Origin of the sequence: Thermomonas sp. S9, assembly GCF_024704365.1 — a bacterium.
GTDB lineage: Bacteria > Pseudomonadota > Gammaproteobacteria > Xanthomonadales > Xanthomonadaceae > Thermomonas.
Genome location: NZ_JAJDFY010000001.1, coordinates 1,745,268 through 1,764,258 on the forward strand (window position 1 = coordinate 1,745,268; position 18,991 = coordinate 1,764,258).

Sequence of the window (18,991 nt, forward strand, 5' to 3'; positions counted from 1 at the left end):
GACCGCCATGACCGATCGCGCCCTGTATGTCGCCATGACCGGTGCCAGCGCCATGTTGCGCGGGCAGGCCACGGTGGCGCAGAACCTCGCCAACGTGGACAGCACCGGCTTCCAGGCCACCCTGGACGCCACCGTGGCGGTCCCGGTGACCGGCCCCGGCCTGCCCACGCGGGTGGCCGCAACCGCGCGCACCCTGGGTGTGGACGCACGCGCTGGCGCGATCCGCAATACCGGCAATCCGCTGGACGTGGCGCTCAAGCCGGAGCGCTGGCTGGCGGTGCAGGATGCCGGCGGCGGCATCGCCTACACCCGCGCAGGCGACCTCACCCTGAACGCCAACGGCATGCTGATGACCGCGCGCGGCCAGCCGGTGCTGGGGGCCGACGGCGCGCCGGTCACGATCCCGGCCTACCAGGCGCTGGAGATCGGCCAGGACGGCACGATTTCGATCATCCCGCAGGGCCAGCCGGCCTCGACCATGGCCGAGGCCGGCCGCCTGCAGGTGGTGGCCGCCAAGACCACCGAGCTGCAGCGCGGCGACGACGGCCTGATGCGGCCTCTGCCGGGCAAGCCGCCAGCGCCGGCGACCGGCGCGGCGCTGGTCAGCGGCGCGCTGGAATCCAGCAACGTCGATGTGGCCGGCCAGCTGGTGTCGATGATCGCGCTGTCGCGCCAGTTCGACATGCAGGTACAGCTCTTGCAGCGTGCGGATGAGAACGCCCGCGCCACCAGCGCCATCGTGTCGCTGACCTGAATCTTTCCGCCCGCTTCCGCACCCGTTTCCCGAGGACACTGCCATGACCCAGGCCCTGTGGATCGCCAAGACCGGCCTCGACGCCCAGCAGACCAAGATGGCGGTGATTTCCAACAATCTCGCCAATACCAACACCACCGGCTTCAAGCGCGACCGCGCCAGCTTCGAGGACTTGCTGTACCAGACCCTGCGCCAGCCGGGCGGTGCCACGTCCGAGCAGACCCAGCTGCCCACCGGGCTGCAGGTCGGCACCGGCGTGCGCGTGGCCGCGACCGCCAAGCAGTTCGCCCAGGGCGCGCTGAACCAGACCGGCAACGCGCTGGACGTGGCCATCAACGGCCGCGGCTTCTTCGAGGTGCTGCTGCCGGACGGCACTTCCGCCTACACCCGCGACGGCAGCTTCCAGATCAACGCGCAGGGCGAGGTGGTGACCAACGAAGGCTACCCCGTGCAGCCCGGCCTGCAGCTGCCGGAAGGCGCGCAGAGCATCACCATCGGCGCCGACGGCACGGTCAGCGTGCAGCTCGCCGGGCAGGCGCAGCCGGTGCAGATCGGCGCCCTGACCCTGGCCGACTTCGTCAATCCAGCCGGCCTGCAGTCGCTGGGCGAAAACCTGTACGCCGAGACCGGCGCCAGCGGCCCGGCCCAGACCGGCGGCCCCGGCACCGGCGGTCTCGGCCGTCTGGTGCAAGGGTCGCTGGAAGGCTCCAACGTCAATGTGGTGGAAGAACTGGTGAGCATGATCGAAACCCAGCGCGCCTACGAGACCAACGCCAAGGCGATCTCCACCACCGACCAGATGCTGGGCTACCTGAACAACAACGTGTGAGCCGCGTCATGCCTTCCCTCCCCGCTTCCGCCCGCCTGGCCACGTTCGCCCTCGCCCTGCCGCTGGCGCTGTCGGCCTGCGCCGGCCTCAACCGCCTGCAGGGCGACGTGCGCCCGTTCGACGCACCGCCGCCGTACCCGGTGGCACAGGCGCCAGTGGCCGCTGCGGCGGCCGTGCCGCAGACCGGCGATGGCGGCGGCTCGATCTACGCCTCCCGCAGCGGCAAGGGCCTGCGTCTGTTCCAGGACAACAAGGCCAGCGAGGTGGGCGACCTGCTCACCATCGTGCTGGTGGAAAGCACCTCCGCCTCCACCCAGGCCAAGACCGCGGTGGCCAAGAAAAGCGCCACCAGCATGAGCGTGCCGACTCTCGGCAACGCCGTGCTGCCGGGGCTGTCGGCCTCGCTGGGCGGCGATCGCAGCTTCAGCGGCAACGGCGACAGCGCGCAGAGCAACAAACTGGCCGGCCAGCTCACGGTGCAGGTGGTGCAGGACCTCGGCAATGGCAACCTGCTAGTGCGCGGCGACAAGCAGCTGCGCCTGAATCAGGGCGATGAGATCGTGCAGATTCAAGGGATCGTTCGCCGCGCCGATATCGGTCCCGACAACCGGGTGACTTCCGACCGCGTGGGCGATGCGCGCATCGTCTATGGCGGGCGTGGCGCCCTCGCCCGCTCCAACGCGATGGGCTGGCTGGGCCGCTTCTTCAATTCCGCCCTGGCTCCGTTCTGAAGGCCGCGACCATGAACCGCACCCTGACCGCGCTTGCCGTCCTGCTGTGCACGCTGCTGCTGGCGCCCGCCCCGGCCCGCGCCGAACGCGTCAAGGATTTGGCGCAGGTCGCCGGGGTACGCGGCAACCCGCTGATCGGCTACGGCCTGGTGGTCGGTCTGGACGGCAGCGGCGACCGTACCAGCCAGACCCCGTTCACCGTGCAGAGCCTGAAGACCATGCTGGAGCAGCTGGGCGCCACCATCCCGCCCGGCGTCAATCCGCAGCTGAAGAACGTGGCCGCAGTGGCGGTGAATGCGGAACTGCCGGCGTTTGCCAAGCCGGGCCAGCCGATCGACGTCACCGTGTCCTCGATCGGCAACGCCGGCTCCCTGCGCGGCGGCACCCTGCTGATGACCCAGCTCAAGGGCGCCGACGGCGAGGTGTACGCGATCGCGCAGGGCAACCTGATCGTCAGCGGGTTCGGCGCGGCCGGCCGCGACGGCTCGAAAATCTCGGTGAATGCGCCCAACGGCGGCCGCATCCCGTCCGGCGCCATCGTCGAACGCCCGGCCCCCGCCTCCGCGACGACCGGAAACGTCACCCTCAACCTGCACGAGGCCGACTTCACCACCGCCGCGCGCATCGTGGCCGCCGTCGACCGCGCCTTCGGCCCCGGCCGCGCGCGCGCGCTGGACGGTGTCACCATCGAAGTGACGCCGCCCGCGGGCGACCGCATCGCCTTCCTGTCGGCGCTGGAGTCGCTGGAAGTGAACCCGGGCATGGCGGCCGCCAAGGTCATCGTGAACGCGCGCTCCGGCACCGTGGTCATGGGCGGCCAGGTGACCGTGCTGCCGGCTGCGGTGGCGCACGGCTCGCTCACGGTCACCATCAGCGAATCCACCCAGGTCAGCCAGCCCGGGCCCTTCAGCTCAGGGCCAGACCGTGGCGGCGCCGCAGTCCACCGTCAGCGCCACCACCGAGACCAACCACATGGTGCTGTTCAAGGGCGGCACCTCGCTGGAGGAAATCGTGCGCGCGGTGAACGCGGTGGGCGCCGCCCCGGGCGACATCGTGGCCATCCTGGAAGCCCTCAAGCAGGCCGGCGCGCTGCGCGCCGAGCTGGAGGTGATCTGACATGGCATGCCGATTGCCTGGTGACTGACATGCGCCTGCCCGCCGCCACTCCCATTCCGCTCCAGCGTTCCCCGACGCCGGAGCGCGCGCGCGTGGAGGACGCGGCCCGCGGGCTGGAAAGCCAGTTCGCGCAGCTGCTCATCAAGAGCATGCGCAGCGCGTCGCCGGGGGATCCCTTCGGCGGCGACACCACCTACCGCGAGATGTACGACCAGGCGCTGGCGCAGGAGCTGACCAGGGGCCGCGGGCTGGGCCTGCAGCCGATGATCGTGCGCCAGCTGGCCGGCGTCCAGGCCGGGGCCATCCCGGCGCCGCCGGCCGGGTTCCTGCCGCTGAACCCGGCGGTCCGCCCGCTACCGCTGGCGGCGCCGTCCGACACGCCGTCCGGGCTGCCGCTGCCGGCTGGTCTGCGCGGCGATTCCTTGACACTGGCCCCCGCCAGCAGCGGCGCTTCGCTGCCGGCGATGGCACTGCCGGCGCGCCCGCCCCTGCAGGCTGCCGCCAACAAGACCTGCGACGAGAACGCGCCGCTGGACTGCAGCAGCCCGGAAGCCTTCGTGCGCTCGGTCTGGCCGCATGCGCAGAAAGCCGCCGCCGAACTCGGGGTGCCACCGAAGGCGCTGGTCGCACAGGCCGCGCTGGAAACCGGCTGGGGCCGGCGGCTGGCCGGCAAGAACGGCCAGGCCACCTCGCACAACCTGTTCGGCATCAAGGCCGGCGGCAACTGGCGCGGCGACCAGGTGGAAGCGCCCACCCACGAATACGTGGATGGCACCCGTGTCACCACCCGCGCCCGCTTCCGCAGCTACCGCAGCGCGGCCGACAGCTTCGCCGACTACGCCCGCCTGCTGCAGGGCCCGCGCTATGCCGCGGCGCGCGCCAGCGGCGGCAACGTCCACCAGTTCGCCAGTGCCCTGCAGCGCGCCGGCTACGCCACCGATCCGGCTTACGCGGCCAAGATCGTGGCGATCGCCGATGGCGCCACTCTGCGCCGTGCCCTCGCCGGGCTGGAGGGATAACCCATGACATCCGGCATCCTCGGCACCGGCACCTCGGCCCTGCTCGCCTACCAGCGCGCGCTGTCCACGGTCAGCCACAACGTGGCCAATGCCGCCACTCCAGGCTATACCCGCCAGCGGGTGGAGCTGCAGGCGCGCCCCGGCCCCAGCGCGATGCTCAGCATCGGCCAGGGCGTGGACGTGAAGCAGTTGACGCGCCTGGCCGACGGCCTGGTGTTCGCACGCCAGAACGACAGCGCCGGCGAACTCGGCCGGTTGAACCAGCTCTCGCAGCTGGCGTCGCGGGTGGACGGGCTGATGTCGGATTCGGCCACCTCGCTGGTCGATCCGTGGTCCAGCTTCTTCAACGCCGCCAAGGGCGTGGTGGCCGACCCCACCTCGAACCCGGCGCGCAGCCAGCTGCTGGCCTCGGCCGACCAGCTGGCCACCCGCTTCCGCAGCGTGGACGGCCAGCTGGCGAAGATGGACGACGACGTCGATCGCAGCATGACCAGCAAGATCGCCGACGCCAACCGGCTGGCCAGCGAGATCGCCGACCTCAACCGCAACATCATCTCCGCCGGCGACAACGTCTCCTCCGACCTGCTGGATGCGCGCGACCAGCGCGTGCGCGACCTGTCCAGGCTGGTCGGCGCGCAGACCGTGATCCAGGACGACGGCGCGATGAACGTGTTCACCACCGGCGGCCAGCCGCTGGTGCTGGGCGTGCGCGCCAGCAGCCTGGCCACCACCCAGGATCCCTATCGCCCGGATCGCCTGCAGCTGGCGCTGCAGACCCCCGCCGGCGCCATGCGCCTGCCGGAAGGCACGGTCAGCGGCGAGCTGGGCGGCCTGCTGGAGTTCCGCAGCCGGATCCTCGACCCGATGCGGGCCGAGCTGGGGCGCATGGCCGCTGCCTTCGCGCAGAGCGCCAACGCGATCCAGAACGCCGGCATCGACTACAACGGCAACCCGGGCGCCAACCTGTTCGCGCTGGCCCCGCCGCAGGTGGCAGCGAATGCCGGCAATACTGGCAGCGGCGGGCTGTCCGCGGGCATCGACGACGTCGGGGCGTTGACGGGGCAGAACCTGATCCTGCGCTTCGATGGCAGCAACTGGAGCGCGCAGCGCGCCGACACCGGCGAGGCGGTGGCGATGACCGGCACCGGCACCGCGGCCGATCCGTTCAAGGTGGGCGGCATGGCGATCGTCGCCAGCCCCGGCGCCGCCGCCGGCGACCGCTTCCTGGTCAGCCCCACCGATGGCGCCGCCGGCAGCCTGCAGGTGGCGATCAAGGACCCGGCCGGGATCGCCACCGCCGCGCCGCTGACCAGCCGCGCCGATCCCGCCAACCTGGGCGATGCCAAGGTCGCGTCCTCCGCGATCACCGATGCCACGCAGTTCGCCGGTTTCACCGGCGCCACCCTCGATTTCATCGACGCCACCCACTACACGATCGACGGCACCGGCCCCTACACCTACGTGCCGGGCAGCGCGATCGCCGGCAATGGCTGGAGCCTGACCCTGTCGGGCGCGCCGGCGGCCGGCGATTCCTTCACCCTCGGCCGCACCGGCCCGCGCTCGTCCGACAACGCCAACGCCCGCCAGCTGGCCGCGCTGGACAGCAGCGGCGTACTGGATGGCGGCACCACCGCCCTGACCACCGGCGTCACCCGCCTGGCCAGCCGCGCCGGCGGCGAGGCCAGCCACGCCCAGCTGTCGCTGCAGGCGCAGCAGGCGATCGACGACCAGGTGAACGCCGAGCGCGAGTCGCTCAGCGGCGTGAACCTGGACGAGGAAGCGGCCGACATGCTGCGCTACCAGCAGGCCTACCAGGCCGCCGCGCAGGTGATCGCCACCGCCGACACCCTGTTCCAGACCCTGCTCTCGGTCGTGCGCCGCTGACGAGGACACCGCGATGACGATGCGCCTTTCCACCGCCCAGATGCAGTACGACGCGCTGTCGATGATGCGCGCGCGCCAGGGCGAGATCAGCAAGTACCAGCAGCAGATCGCCTCCGGGGTGAAGCTCACCCGCGGTGCCGACGACCCCACCGGGATCGCCGACGTCCAGCACCTCGACCACGCGCTGGCATCGCTGGGCCAGTTCGACCGCAACAGCACCCTGCTGGGCGACCGCCTGCGCCAGCAGGAAGGCGCGCTGGCCGATGCCGGCGACCTGCTGCAGCGCGCCCGCGAGCTGGCGGTGCAGGCCGGCAACGGCGCGCTCAGCGACAGCGACCGCCACGCCATCGTGGTCGAGCTGCGCGGCCTGCGCGAGAGCATGCTGCAGATCGCCAATCGCGACGACGGCCGCGGCCGCCAGCTGTTCGCCGGCACCCAGGACGGGGTCAAGCCGTTCACCAGCGGCGCCGGCAATGTCAGCTACCTCGGCAACGACGGCCAGAACCTGGTCGACGTGGCGCCCGACACCGCACTGGCCGATACCGATGCCGGCAGTCGGGTATTCATGAACATTCCCACCGGCGACGGCATCAGCCGCGCCCGCGCCGCCGCCGGCAATAGCGGCAGCGGCGTGCTGGACTCCGCCCAGGTCACCAGCAGCACCCTCTGGAACGGCGCCACCCTGCAGCTGCGCTTCCCCAGCGCCGGCAATTACGAAGTGGTGGACGGCAGCGGCAACCCGCTGTCGCCGCCGGTCGCGGGCAGCTTCACCCCGGGCCAGCCGATCAGCGCGCAGGGCGTGCAGTTCGTGGTCAGCGGCAACCCGGCCGCGGGCGACAGCTTCATCGTGGAACGCTCGCCCAGCCAGGACATCTTCGCCACCCTGAAGACCCTGGCCGACGCCCTCGACCAGCCCGGCAACAGCGCCGCCGAGGTCGCCCGCCGCGCCAACGCGCTGCGCGCCGGGCAGGAAGACCTCACCGGGGCGCAGCAGCATCTGCTGGACATCCGCGCCGAGACCGGCATCCGCATGCGCAACCTCGACAGCGCCGACGCCATGCGCAGCGCCAGCAACGTGGCCATGACCCAGATGCTGTCCGGCCTGCGCGATACCGACCTGGCCGACGCCATCAGCAAGCTGCAGTACAACATGACCGCGCTCGACGCCACCCAGCGGATGATGGCCCGCCTGCAGAGCAGCTCGCTGTTCGACAAGCTCTGAGGCCATTCGCCAGGGCACGCCACCGGCCTGCAGGCAGGGTTTGGCATATGGTTTGCAGAAGGGCGTTCACGTCTCTCCAGCGAGCCGATATGACGACTACAGCACCCGCAGGCCTTGCTCCCGACGACACCATCCGCATCCGTGATCTCGGCTCCGTGCTGGACCGCTTCCCGCGCGTGAAGCTCCTGTCCCTGGATTGCTTCGACACCATCCTGTGGCGCAAGGCCGAACATCCGGCAGATGTGTTCTATGACATGCAGCAGCAACCGGCATGGAAGGCCGTCGGCCTGGATGCCAGGCTCCGGATCCGGGCGGAGATGCAGGCGCGCAGCCTGGCCCAATTGCGACGGGGCAGCCACGAAGTCACGGCTCGAGGACATCTACCGGGCCGCCTGCGACGACCTGGAACAGGAGACCCTGAAGTCGCTCCAGGAAGTCGAGCTGCAGGCGGAAGAAAGGGCGTGCCATGCCATGCCCCAGGCGGTGACGCTGCTGCGCGCGGCGGCGGCGCGCGGCGTGCAGGTCATGGTCGTGTCCGACACCTATCTGACCGAGCCCTTGCTGCGCAGGCTGCTCGCCGCCTGCCTGCCCGCGGATGCCTATGCCGCGATCCACCGGGTCTGCGTTTCATGCGAATACGGAACATCGAAGGCAGACGGCCTTTTCCCGCTGCTGGCCAGGCGCCTGGACCTGCCGGTGGCGCGCATGCTCCATGTCGGCGACAACCCGCTTGCGGATGTGTTCCCGGCGCGGGCCGCCGGGATCGCCTGCCTTCACCTGCAGCACCTGCCGGAAATGCTCGAGTCGCGGCAGCAGTTCGCCATGACTGCACTTCGCCTGCTCGAGCCGGATGTTCGCTCCAAGCGAGGCGCTCCCGCTGGCTACCATCCGGTCATCGCAGGCCTGGCCCGGGACGACGACGATACGGACCGCAGCATCGGCATCGCCACCCTCGGCCCATTGATGCACGCCTTCGCGAGCTGGCTCCTGGCACGCAGGAACGCGCAGCAATCCGACGGGAAGCGCGTCAAGCTCGCATTCCTGCTGCGCGACGGCTATCTCCCGCATGCCGCGTACGAGGCGCTTTCTGGCGAGACGGATGGTCGCCCTGTCTATGTATCCCGCTTCGCCGCGTTCGCGGCCTCGTTCCGCGACGCAGGCGACATCGAACGCTACCTCGCCCTGTTCGCCACGTCCGGCGAGTACGCGGCAATGCTGAAGCAGCTGGGCCTGCAAGGCGAGGAAGGTGACCGCATTCTCGATGCCCTGCAGGAGCATTCGTCGCCGCAGTCGGAATTCAGCAGGCGCGTGCTGCATCCGCGCATGGTGGCGAAGATCACCGAGCGCTCTGCGCGTTATCGCGCCAGGTTGCGCAGACACCTGGAGTGCGAACTGGGACTGGAACGCGGCGACACCCTCGCGTTCGTGGATCTGGGTTATGTCGGCACCGCGCAGCGGGTTCTGGCGCCGGTCATGCGCGACGAATGGGGGGTTGAACTCCTCGGCTGGTATTTCATGTGCACGCCCCAGGCGGGCGCCGCCAATGGCGCGCGCTGCGGCATGATCGACGCATCGAAATTCGATGCCCGCACCATCGACACCCTGCTCCCGTTCGTCTCGTTGCTGGAGAACCTGTGCACGACCAGCGCGGGATCGGTGGTCGATTACGGCGAAGACGGCACTCCCATCCTGTCCAAGGGCGCGACCGCCAAGCACCAGACAGACCGCGTCCGGCGGATCCAGGCGCATGCGCTGGACTTCATCCGCCAGGCCGAAGCCCACTACGACGCCGGCGGTGCTCGCCCTGCGATCGATGCGCTTCGCGATGCCGCGCTGGCCGAATTCGCGCGCATGGTGTTTTTCCCGGACAGGCAGGAACTGGCCCATTACGATCGGTTTGCGCTGGAGCTCAACCTCGGCACCGACCGGATCATCCGCCTGCACGACACCGATCGCAGCCTGCAGGAGCTTCGCCACCACGGGATCTTCTATTCCTCACGCCAGGGCGAAGGGGCGCGCATCAATCCGCCGCATGAGTTGCGGCATGCCGGGATCGAGCTCGCCCTGGCGATGATGTCCACCTATCGCTTCGGCTTGGCTTTCCGCGCGCGGGATTGGTCATTCCGGGAAGAGCCGGTATCGGCTCTGCTCCTGAGGGGGAACGAGGCCGGCCGCCTGAGCCTGATGGCATACGCCACGTACGACGGCTGCTATCGCCTGCATGTCCCCATCGGCGAGGGTGATGCGGACGTCGGCTTGTTGCTGGGCGAACGCTTCCGCTGGCTGCAGCTGATCGAGGCCCGCGTCCTGCGCGCGGGGGAGCTCCGCCTGCAGGCCGAATACGATGCCGGCATCGACGTGCGCCCCTACCTGCTGCTGGATGGCATCACGGACCATGGCGACGGGCTCCTCCAGTGCGCCACGCCCACGGCCCTGATGATGCTGCCGGCCGGGCTGGTCAGCGGAGACGGCAGGATGGTGCTGGACCTGGTTCTGCGCCCGTTGAGCCCAGGCCATTCGCAGCCCCAGCTGTCGCAACCGGAAAACGCCTGAGGAGCTTTCAACGTGGTCAACGAAAATCCAGCCGGGCAAGCAAGCGCGGGCCTGCCATCCACTCCCCTGAAATCGGTCACGCTGCTGCTGGGGGAGTCCATTCTCGGGTTCTTCCCTGCTCGGGCAAAGCCTGAACGATATCCAGGGGATCGCGTACGCGGGCGAGATCGACAACATGCATCGCTTCGCCTTCCCCCTGCATCGCGAGAGCAACCACTACCGCTCGCGCTGCGCGATCTGCATGACGCATGACCCGTATGATTGCCCGATCTATCCGCTGGACCCGCAGCCGCTCGGGGATCCAGAGTCGGTCACGATCGATGCCTACCTGGAAGTTCTCTCGCGCTTCAACGAGCCGTTCGTCGTGGACGGCTCGAAGAATGTCGATTGGCTCTGGTACCTGAACGCGCGCGGCCTGCTCGACGTGTTGCCCACCCGCGTGATCGTGGTGACGCGCTCGGTCTGGGCCTTCGCCGCCAGTCAATTCCGCGACGGCAATCCCAACGTCTACCAGTCGGCGGAAGGCTGGCGCAACATCTACCGGCACGCGCTGAGGACGGTTTCCCTGCTCGCCCCACCCAGCCTGCTCATCCGGCACGAGGATTTCGTGTCCAACATGGACAACTGGCTGTCTCGGGCCGCATGGTTCGTATCGGGCCGGCCGCACAACATCCTCGCGCCCAAACCGCTCCACTGCATCGGCGGAAATCCGAGCGCCTACGCCATTCGCGAAGAATTCGACAAGCAGGGCCATCTGCGTGTGGTCCCTGACCACGAACGCCCGGTTTCACAAGAAAAGCTCTCCTTCTTCGGCGCGAGCGCGGCGCCGCGATCGCAGCCCATCGAGCGCTGGGGCCACCTGATCGATCGGCAGCAGGCGAGGAACATCCTGGCCATCCCGGGCGTCATGGACACGATGCTGGATCTCGGCTACGACCCGCTCGGGATGCTGGAAGAGCATGCGGCCTGGCGGGCGCAACGCGGCCAGGGGGCCTAGCATTCCATTGCTGGCCGTTATCCGGCGCTGCAGTCGCCGGCTGCCAAGGCCGGTCTGCCGGAAGTGCTGTTTCTTTAGGGCCTGCACAGAAAATTTTTCATTTCTGCGCCGCGGTTCGCACTTCCGGAAACTCCCCTCAAGGTCGTGCGGGGAGGGTCGTTATCTAGCCCAGCAGAGGACGAGGCCACATTGACGGCAACCTTCTGCGGCCCCACCGGCCGTGGCTCCGCCCGCCGGCAACCAGTCCAGGAGACAGCATCATGGCTAATAGCGTCAACACCAACATCATGTCGCTGAATGCTCAGCGCAACCTCTACACCAGCAGCATGGCCCAGGCCACCACGATCCAGCGCCTGTCGTCCGGCCTGCGCGTGAACAGCGCCAAGGACGACGCCGCCGGCCTGGCGATCGCCGAGCGCATGAACGCGCAGATCCGTGGCAACAACGTCGCCATCCGCAACGCCAACGACGGCATCTCGCTGGCGCAGACCGCGGAAGGCGCGCTGGGCAAGATCGGCGACTCCCTGCAGCGCATGCGCGAGCTGGCGGTGCAGTCGGCCAACGCCACCAACAGCTCCAGCGATCGCGACAACCTGAACGCCGAGTTCAAGCAGCTGCAGGACGAAATCGCCCGCGTGGTCGGCGGCACCACCTTCAACGGCACCTCGCTGTTCACCGGCTCCAGCTCGTTCAGCTTCCAGGTCGGTGCCGGCACCACCGCCAACGACGTGGTCTCGGTGGCACGCAACCAGCTGTCGGGTGGCACCGCCGCCACCAGCGGCGCGCTGACCAGCAGCAGTGCGGCCAACGACGTGATCAAGACCATCACCACCGCTTCCGCGATCTCGGGCGCCGACGCCACCAACTCGACGAACGCGATCAAGGACATCGACGTGGCGCTGGACAAGATCAACTCCGAGCGTGCCACCTACGGTGCGGCCCAGAACCGCTTCGACTCGGTGATCGGCAACCTGCAGATCACGGTGGAGAACACCTCGGCCGCCCGCAGCCGGATCATGGACACCGACTTCGCCGCGGAAACCGCCGCCCTGACCCGCACGCAGATCCTGACCCAGGCCGGTACCGCCATGCTGGCCCAGGCCAACCAGGCTCCGCAGAGCGTGCTCAGCCTGCTGCGCTGATCCCGCAGCCGCTCCACCCGTCGGGGAGCCCGCAAGGGCTCCCCGCACGGCGTTCCAACGATGAGTCGCCATGTCCAGCATCGCGTCCGTCAATGCCTCCCTCGCGGGAGCCTCCGCTGCCCCGACGCCCGCCGCCGGGGTTTCGGCGCGTGCGGATGCCGGCCCCCAATGGCGCCATCGGACGCGCCAGCGAAACCGGACGCGGCAAGCGCCGCCTCCGCCGTGATCGACTCTGCGCAGGCCGCCGACCGGGCGCGCAAGCAGCGCGCCGCGCAGGAGTTGCAGAAGCAGATCGACCAGGCGATGGCGCAGTCACGCACGCGCACCTCGCTGCGGTTCCGGGTGGAGGAGGATGTCGGCAAGATCGTCGTTTCGGTCGTGGATGAGAACGGCAAGACCCTCATGCAGATCCCGGATGACACCGCATTGGCGCTGGCGCGCCGGCTGGCCGAGACCGGCAGCGGGCTGGTGGACCGCCAGGCCTGAACGGCGCAGTCCTTGCATGGATTGCAGGGATGCCCCGGCCGCCTCAAGACGCGCCCGCATGCGCCGTTAAACCAGAAAGGCAGGCTCGGGCCGAGGGCAAGCGCCCGCCCGGCGAGGAGACAAGATGGCCATCACCGCAACCGGCATCGGATCCGGGCTCGACGTCAACAGCATCGTCTCGCAGCTGATGTCGGCCGAGCGCGCGCCCACCGACAAGCGCCTGACTGCGGCCGAGCAGGACACCAAGTCGCAGATTTCCGCGTTCGGCACCCTCAGCTCGGTGCTGTCCTCGCTCCAGAGCGCCCTGCAGAAGTTCGACGGCCTGGGCAGCCTGTCCGGACGCAAGGCCACCCCGGCCAGCGGCGCGGGGTTCACGGCCAGTGCCAGCAGCGGCGCCGCCCCGGGCCGCTACATGATCAGCGTGGAATCGCTGGCGCAGGCGCACCGCCTGCAGTCCGCGGCGGTGGCCCGCAATCCCGACGGCAGCCAGCCTCAGCTCGGCTACGGCACCCTGTCGATCAGCATCGGCAGCGGCACCGCGGTGGATGTCTCCATCGCCTCGGGCAGCGGCAGCCTCAACGCCATCCGGGATGCCATCAACGCGCAGGCCGGCGACAGGGTGGCCGCCACCGTGGTCAGCGGCGACAGCGGCGACGTGCTGTTCATCGCTTCGCGCACCACCGGAACCGCAGGCGCAGTGTCGATCACCGCCAGTGGCGGGGACGGCGGGCTGGCCGCGCTGGACACCACCAGCGGCACCATCACCACCAAGGACGCGGCCCAGGACGCGCAGGTGGTGATCGACGGCATTACCCGTACCGCCAAGGGCAATACCCTGAGCGACGCCATTTCCGGCATCACCCTGACCCTCTCGAAGGCCAACCCCGGGACCCCGTATGCGCTGGACGTGAGCGAGGACACCAGCTCACTCAAGACCACGCTCAATGGCTTCGTCAGCGCCTACAACGCCGCCCTCACCCAGATCCGCAGCCTGTCGGCGGCCGGCGGTGAAGGCGCGACGGCCGGGCCGCTGAGTGGCGACGCCGCCACCCGCTCGATCCAGCAGACCTTGCGCAACGCGATCGGCGGCAGCTACCAGGCCTTCAGCGCCCTCGGCCTGAAGACCGCAGTGGACGGCACCCTGGCCCTGGATTCGGGCAAGCTCGATGCCGCCCTGGCCAGCGACCCCAACGCGATCAAGAAGGTCTTCGGCGAGACCGCCGATTTCGGCAAGGGACTGCGCGACAACCTGCAGAACCTGCTCGGCGACCAGGGGCTGGTGCCCAGCCGGCAGAAGAGCCTCGCCGACCGCACCAAGGCGCAGGCGAAGCAGCGCGCCGACTTCGAGGACCGCATGACCCGGCTGGAGGATTCCTATCGCCGCCAGTTCACCGCCCTCGACAGCATGATGGCCAGGCTGCAGGGCACCTCCAATTTCGTTTCCCAGCAGATCAGCCTGCTCAACAAATAAGAGCGAATGCCGCCCATGAACGCACGCGCCTCCGCCCAACACTACCGCCAGACCGCCGTGCAGAGCGCGGTGCTGGAGGCCAGCCCGCACCGGCTGGTGGCCTTGATGCTGGCCGGCATCCGCGAGCGCCTGCAGCTGGCGCTCGCCTGCATGGAGAAGGGCGACATCGCGCGCAAGGGCCAGGCCATCAGCGAGGCCAGCATGATCATCGGCGAGCTGGACGGCTCGCTGGACCACAAGGCCGGCGGCGACATCGCCGCGGGCCTGGCGGCGCTCTACGCCTATGCCCAGCGCCGCCTGGTCGAGGCCAACCTGCACAACGACCCCGCAAGGCTGAAGGAAGTGGACGGCCTGATCGCCGAAATCGAGGGCGCCTGGCAGGCCATCGCGCCCGCCAGCCCGTGACCCGCTACGCGCCCGACGATATTCCCACCCTGCCCGCGGATGCCGTCCGCGAGGCGCTGGGGCGGGCCGACCTGGACGCCGCGGCCGCCCTGCTGGAGGCCCACGACCGCGCCGTGCGCGAGGCCCTGGCCGGCGATGTCCTGCTGGATCCGCGCCAGGCCCAGCGCTGGGTCAACCTGCAGCAGGAGCAGCAGGCGCTGCTGGAGGAGCTCGCCCGGCTGCGTGACCAGACCGGCGAGCAGCTGCGCCAGCTGCAGCGCCACCAGCGCGGGGCGCGGGCCTACCTGCGGTTCGGCGGATGACCCCGGAAGCCGCCGACGCCCTGCTGTTCGGCGAGGCCCTGGCCTGCCGGGAACATGTGCGCGCCGGGTTCGTGCCGCAGGCCCTGGAACCCCAGCGGGCGCAGGCGCTGTGCGTTCGCGCCGAGAGCGGCCTGGCCGCGATCGCGGTGATCGAGGACAGCCGCGCCGACGAGGAGGACGCCGCCCAGGGCGCGGCGCTGCGCCGGGTCGAGGCGAAGCTCGATCTGCTGCTGGCGCTGGTCGGCCACCTCGGGCGCGCTGACGAGCCCGCCACCGAGGTCAGCCTGCTGTGGTCCGCGCTGGGCGCACGCCTGCCGGCCGCGCCGGATGCCGCCGTGGGCGACACCGGGCTGTTCCGGATCCAGGCCGCGAACTGGCTGCCGGAGCCGCTGGCCCTGCCGGCCCGGGTAGTCGCGATCGGTCCGGCGCCGGATGCGCAGGGCGCAGAAATGACGTGGCTGCGCTTCGACCCCCTGACCCCCGGAGCCGCCTCGGCGCTGGAGCGGCACCTGTTCCGCCGCCATCGCCAGGCGGTGGCCGAGCGCCGACGCGGCCCCTGACCGCCCCGGATCGGCCTGGAACGGCCTTGAGCGCGCGCGCCCGGCATGCGTCGGAAACTCGACATTTCCGCGCTTTTTCCCGATAGTGACCGCACCGGACCCTTGCGCTGGAGCCGGCCGGCAGTGACATCCGGGAGCGGTGGATGAAGGCAAGCTTGCAGGCGAAGATGGGGCAGCAGATGGCGCTGACCCCGCAGCTGCTGCAGTCCATCCGGTTGCTGCAGGTGACCTCGCTGCAGCTGGAGCAGGAACTGCAGCAGCTGCTCGAGCCGCAACCCGCTGCTGGAACAGGAGTCCGAGGACGAACCGCTGCCGGCCTCCGCCGAGGCGGAGCGCGCCAGCCTGGAGGCCGCGGCCTGGGACGAATTGCCGGAACCGATGTTCCTGTCCGGCGGAGGGCACGCCGGGGATCCCGACGACGACCCCACCGCCCGCATCGCCGCCGGGCAGTCCTCCGATCCACGCCAGCGCCTGCTCGCGCAGATGGCCCTGCGCAGCACGCCGCGCGAGCTGGCGCTGGCCGCCTACTGGCTGGACTGCTGCGACGACCACGGCTATCTGGAAGGCCCACCGGACGCCTTGGCCGCGCAGGGCGCCGCGCAGCTGGGCGAGGCGCTGGCCGGCGTCAGCGCGGACGAACTGCTGGCCGCGCGCCAGCGGCTGCTGGACGGCGAGTGGCCGGGCATGGCCGCGGCCGACCCGCGCGAGTGCCTGCTGGCCCAGCTGCGCGCCCTGCCCCCGGTCGCGGCCCGCGCTCTGGCCACGCAGATCGTGTCCGCGCACCTGGACCTGCTGGCCCGCCACGACCTGGCCGGGCTGGCCGCCGCGCTGGGCGTCGCGCCGGAGGAAGTCGCCGCGGCGGTGTCGCTGGTGCTCTCGCTGCAGCCGCATCCGGTGGAGCAGCCGCCGGAGCCGGAACCGGCCTATATCGTCCCCGACGTGATCGCCTGGCGCGCCAACGGCGGCTGGCAGGTGCGCCTGAACACCCGCAGCCAGCCGCGCCTGCGCCTGTGCGCCTACGCCGAGCAGGCCGCCAGTGGCCATGAAGGCATGCGCGGCCTGCTGGAAGAGGCGCGCTGGATGCTGCGCAGCCTGGGCATCCGCAACGACACCCTGCTCAAGACCGCACGCGTGCTGGTGGCGCGCCAGCAGGCCTTCCTCGAGCACGGCGAGGAATCCATCGCGCCGTTGACCCTGAAGGACGTGGCCGAAGAGATCGACATGCACGAGTCCACCGTCTCGCGCATCACCACCGGCAAGTACATCCAGACCCCGCGTGGCACGCTGGAGCTGAAGCAGCTGTTCGCGGTGCGGCTGGAGGGCGCCGAGGTTTCCGGCGCGGCGATCAAGGCGATGGTGCGCCGCCTGATCGAGAGCGAGCCCGCGCATGCCCCGCTGGCGGACGAGGCGATCGCGGCGCTGCTGGCGCGCCAGGGCATCCGCGTGGCGCGGCGCACGGTGGCGAAGTATCGTGAGCAGTTGGCCATCGCCCCCGCCCGCGAGCGCAAGCGCGCCGGCAGCGGCGGGACGCGGGTGGCGCGCGCGGGTTGACCAGATGACGGGGGATGCGATGCCGAACACGATCCGGGTGCTGCTCGTGGACGACCACGAGGGCTTCATCAACGCGGTGCTGCGCCACATGCGCAAGCATCCGTGGGTGGAGATCGTGGGCACCGCGGCCAACGGGATCGAAGCGGTGGCGCGCTCGGAGGCCCTGCGCCCCGACGTGGTGCTGATGGACCTGGCGATGCCGGAAATGGGCGGGCTGCAGGCCACGCGCCTGATCAAGGCCCAGGACGCGCCGCCGTTCGTGGCGATCGTCAGCCATTTCGACGACAACGAGCACCGCGAGCACGCCCAGCGCGCCGGCTGCGACGCGTTCGTCAGCAAGCTCAACTACATGCAGGAAGTGCTGCCGCTGCTGGAGCGGCTGGCGGGCGGGCGGGCCGCGGGCGAGGGCCGCGCATGAGCGAGTCGCGCATCCTGGTGGTCGATGCGGACGACGCCCGCACCGAGCGGCTGGCGACGCTGCTAGACTTCATGGACTTCACCCCGCGCGTGGTGGTGGACGCGGCCGACCTCGACCTCGCCAAGGCCCGCGCCAGCGACTGGGTGGCGGTGATCGCCGGCGACGTGGGCGATCCCCAGGCCTGGGACGCCTTCATCCACTGGCTGGCCGGGCAGCCGCTGCATCCGCCGCTGATCGCCCTGCCCGACCACGGCGACGACGCCGGCTGGCGCCGGCACATCCACCCCGACATGGTCTGGCCGCTGGCCTATCCGATCCGCCGCAACCAGCTGCAGGACGTGCTGCGCCGCGCCAGCATCAAGCGCATGGACGACGATGCCCGCCGCGAGCTGCCGCAGGTGGGGCCCACCGGGCGCAGTGCGGCGGTGCTGCGGCTGAACCGGATGATCGACCAGGTGGCCCGGTTCGACACCACCGTGCTGATCCTGGGCGAATCCGGCACCGGCAAGGAGGTGGCGGCGCGCGCCATCCACGCGCGCTCGCCGCGCCGGGACAAGCCATTCGTGGCCATCAACTGCGGCGCGATCCCGCCGGACCTGCTGGAAAGCGAGCTGTTCGGCCATGAAAAAGGCGCTTTTACCGGCGCTTTGACCCAGCGCAAAGGCCGCTTCGAGATGGCCGAGGGCGGCACCCTGCTGCTGGACGAGATCGGCGACATGCCGATGGCGATGCAGGTCAAGCTGCTGCGGGTGCTGCAGGAACGGGTGTTCGAGCGGGTCGGCGGCGGCGTGCCGATCCAGTGCGACGTGCGGGTGGTCGCGGCCACCCACCGCAACCTGGAGGCGCATATCGCCGAGGGCAAGTTCCGCGAGGACCTGTTCTACCGCCTCAACGTGTTCCCGATCGAGATGCCCGCCCTGCGCGAGCGCAGCGACGACCTGCCCGACCTGGTCGCCGCGATCACCCGCCAGCTGGCGGAGTCCGGCCGCGGCCGGGTGGGGCTGACCGCCGAAGCGATCGCCGCCCTGCAGCATTACGACTGGCCGGGCAACGTGCGCGAGCTGTCGAACCTGCTGGAGCGGCTGGCGGTGCTGAATCCGGACGGCCGGGTGGGCCTGGACGACCTGCCGGCGCGCTACCGCGCGGCGGTTCCGGCCGATTTCAGCCCTCCGCCGCCGGTGGGCGAAGCCCCCGCCGTCGCGGTCCTGCCCAGCCCGGCGCCTGCCGCCAGGCCGGCCGCCACGGGCATCGCCGCGCCGGAACCCCCGCACCTCCCGATCCCTCCACCCTCTCGCCGCTGGTGTCGCTGCCGGCCGGCGGCCTGGACCTGCGCCAGCACATCGCCGAGATCGAGAACGAACTGATCCGCCAAGCCCTGCAGCAGACCGGCGGGGTGGTCGCGCATGCCGCCCCGCTGCTGGGCCTGCGCCGCACCACCCTGCTGGAAAAGCTGCGCAAGTACGGCATCACCCGCAGCGGCGACGCCGGACCGGAGGACGACGCGCGGGAATCTTGACGCATCCGCGGCACGGGTTTTGCTTGAGGTTGGTC

Annotated in this window: 14 protein-coding genes and 4 pseudogenes; all 18 read left to right on the forward strand. The window is 70.3% G+C overall.

The window, feature by feature from the left end:
• The first annotated feature begins 7 nt into the window (after positions 1–7).
• Entirely contained in the window at positions 8–754 is a 747-nt protein-coding gene (locus tag LJB71_RS08690) for a flagellar basal body rod protein FlgF (RefSeq protein WP_259303874.1), read from the forward strand.
• A 43-nt stretch (positions 755–797) separates the two neighbouring features.
• Positions 798–1,583 (forward strand): flagellar basal-body rod protein FlgG, encoded by a 786-nt coding sequence (gene flgG / locus LJB71_RS08695; protein ID WP_259303875.1) that lies wholly within the window; start codon positions 798–800, stop codon positions 1,581–1,583.
• Positions 1,584–1,591: 8 nt separating this feature from the next.
• Positions 1,592–2,314, forward strand: a complete 723-nt coding sequence (locus LJB71_RS08700; RefSeq protein WP_259303876.1) for a flagellar basal body L-ring protein FlgH — start codon at positions 1,592–1,594, stop codon at positions 2,312–2,314.
• Positions 2,311–3,430, forward strand: a pseudogene (locus tag LJB71_RS08705) (flagellar basal body P-ring protein FlgI). Before LJB71_RS08700 ends, LJB71_RS08705 begins: the two are co-directional and overlap by 4 nt.
• Positions 3,431–3,528: 98 nt before the next feature.
• Positions 3,529–4,449: pseudogene (gene flgJ / locus LJB71_RS08710) on the forward strand (flagellar assembly peptidoglycan hydrolase FlgJ); the annotation flags it as partial.
• A 3-nt stretch (positions 4,450–4,452) separates the two neighbouring features.
• The gene (gene flgK, locus LJB71_RS08715) at positions 4,453–6,333 is read left to right on the forward strand and encodes a flagellar hook-associated protein FlgK (protein ID WP_259303878.1); all 1,881 of its coding nucleotides are present in this window, start codon (positions 4,453–4,455) and stop codon (positions 6,331–6,333) included.
• A gap of 13 nt (positions 6,334–6,346) precedes the next feature.
• Positions 6,347–7,555, forward strand: coding sequence for a flagellar hook-associated protein FlgL (flgL, locus tag LJB71_RS08720; RefSeq protein WP_259303879.1), 1,209 nt, complete (start codon positions 6,347–6,349; stop codon positions 7,553–7,555).
• A gap of 483 nt (positions 7,556–8,038) precedes the next feature.
• Positions 8,039–10,108, forward strand: a complete 2,070-nt coding sequence (locus LJB71_RS08725; RefSeq protein ID WP_259303880.1) for a hypothetical protein — start codon at positions 8,039–8,041, stop codon at positions 10,106–10,108.
• 175 nt (positions 10,109–10,283) lie between these two features.
• A complete protein-coding gene (locus LJB71_RS08730; protein WP_259303881.1) occupies positions 10,284–11,105 on the forward strand; it encodes a hypothetical protein in 822 nt (273 codons plus the stop codon).
• A gap of 260 nt (positions 11,106–11,365) precedes the next feature.
• Positions 11,366–12,247 carry a flagellin gene (locus LJB71_RS08735; RefSeq protein ID WP_259303882.1) on the forward strand — a complete coding sequence of 294 codons (882 nt, stop codon included), beginning with the start codon at positions 11,366–11,368 and terminating at the stop codon, positions 12,245–12,247.
• Between the two features lie 168 nt (positions 12,248–12,415).
• A complete protein-coding gene (locus LJB71_RS08740; RefSeq protein WP_259303883.1) occupies positions 12,416–12,733 on the forward strand; it encodes a flagellar protein FlaG in 318 nt (105 codons plus the stop codon).
• A gap of 124 nt (positions 12,734–12,857) precedes the next feature.
• Entirely contained in the window at positions 12,858–14,204 is a 1,347-nt protein-coding gene (gene fliD, locus LJB71_RS08745; RefSeq protein ID WP_259303884.1) for a flagellar filament capping protein FliD, read from the forward strand.
• A 15-nt stretch (positions 14,205–14,219) separates the two neighbouring features.
• Positions 14,220–14,609: a flagellar export chaperone FliS gene (gene fliS / locus LJB71_RS08750; protein ID WP_259303885.1), complete on the forward strand. Its 390-nt coding sequence runs from the start codon at positions 14,220–14,222 to the stop codon at positions 14,607–14,609.
• Complete coding sequence (locus tag LJB71_RS08755; protein ID WP_259303886.1) at positions 14,606–14,911, forward strand: hypothetical protein; 306 nt, start codon at positions 14,606–14,608, stop codon at positions 14,909–14,911. The genes fliS and LJB71_RS08755 overlap by 4 nt, the downstream gene beginning before the upstream one ends.
• Entirely contained in the window at positions 14,908–15,471 is a 564-nt protein-coding gene (locus LJB71_RS08760; RefSeq protein ID WP_259303887.1) for a PilZ domain-containing protein, read from the forward strand. The genes LJB71_RS08755 and LJB71_RS08760 overlap by 4 nt, the downstream gene beginning before the upstream one ends.
• A gap of 143 nt (positions 15,472–15,614) precedes the next feature.
• A pseudogene (gene rpoN, locus LJB71_RS08765) lies at positions 15,615–17,022 on the forward strand (RNA polymerase factor sigma-54).
• A 19-nt stretch (positions 17,023–17,041) separates the two neighbouring features.
• Positions 17,042–17,440, forward strand: coding sequence for a response regulator transcription factor (locus LJB71_RS08770; RefSeq protein ID WP_259303888.1), 399 nt, complete (start codon positions 17,042–17,044; stop codon positions 17,438–17,440).
• Positions 17,437–18,956, forward strand: a pseudogene (locus tag LJB71_RS08775) (sigma-54 dependent transcriptional regulator). The gene LJB71_RS08770 and the pseudogene LJB71_RS08775 overlap by 4 nt, the downstream one beginning before the upstream one ends.
• Positions 18,957–18,991: the final 35 nt, after the last annotated feature.

Bases quoted from the DNA above. Each gene is read 5' to 3' on its own strand.
- LJB71_RS08690 (WP_259303874.1), top strand. From the start codon at position 8: ATGACCGATCGCGCCCTGTATGTCGCCATGACCGGTGCCAGCGCCATG.
- flgG (WP_259303875.1), top strand. From the start codon at position 798: ATGACCCAGGCCCTGTGGATCGCCAAGACCGGCCTCGACGCCCAGCAG.
- LJB71_RS08700 (WP_259303876.1), top strand. From the start codon at position 1,592: ATGCCTTCCCTCCCCGCTTCCGCCCGCCTGGCCACGTTCGCCCTCGCC.
- flgK (WP_259303878.1), top strand. From the start codon at position 4,453: ATGACATCCGGCATCCTCGGCACCGGCACCTCGGCCCTGCTCGCCTAC.
- flgL (WP_259303879.1), top strand. From the start codon at position 6,347: ATGACGATGCGCCTTTCCACCGCCCAGATGCAGTACGACGCGCTGTCG.
- LJB71_RS08730 (WP_259303881.1), top strand. From the start codon at position 10,284: ATGCATCGCTTCGCCTTCCCCCTGCATCGCGAGAGCAACCACTACCGC.
- LJB71_RS08735 (WP_259303882.1), top strand. From the start codon at position 11,366: ATGGCTAATAGCGTCAACACCAACATCATGTCGCTGAATGCTCAGCGC.
- LJB71_RS08740 (WP_259303883.1), top strand. From the start codon at position 12,416: ATGGCGCCATCGGACGCGCCAGCGAAACCGGACGCGGCAAGCGCCGCC.
- fliD (WP_259303884.1), top strand. From the start codon at position 12,858: ATGGCCATCACCGCAACCGGCATCGGATCCGGGCTCGACGTCAACAGC.
- fliS (WP_259303885.1), top strand. From the start codon at position 14,220: ATGAACGCACGCGCCTCCGCCCAACACTACCGCCAGACCGCCGTGCAG.
- LJB71_RS08760 (WP_259303887.1), top strand. From the start codon at position 14,908: ATGACCCCGGAAGCCGCCGACGCCCTGCTGTTCGGCGAGGCCCTGGCC.
- LJB71_RS08770 (WP_259303888.1), top strand. From the start codon at position 17,042: ATGCCGAACACGATCCGGGTGCTGCTCGTGGACGACCACGAGGGCTTC.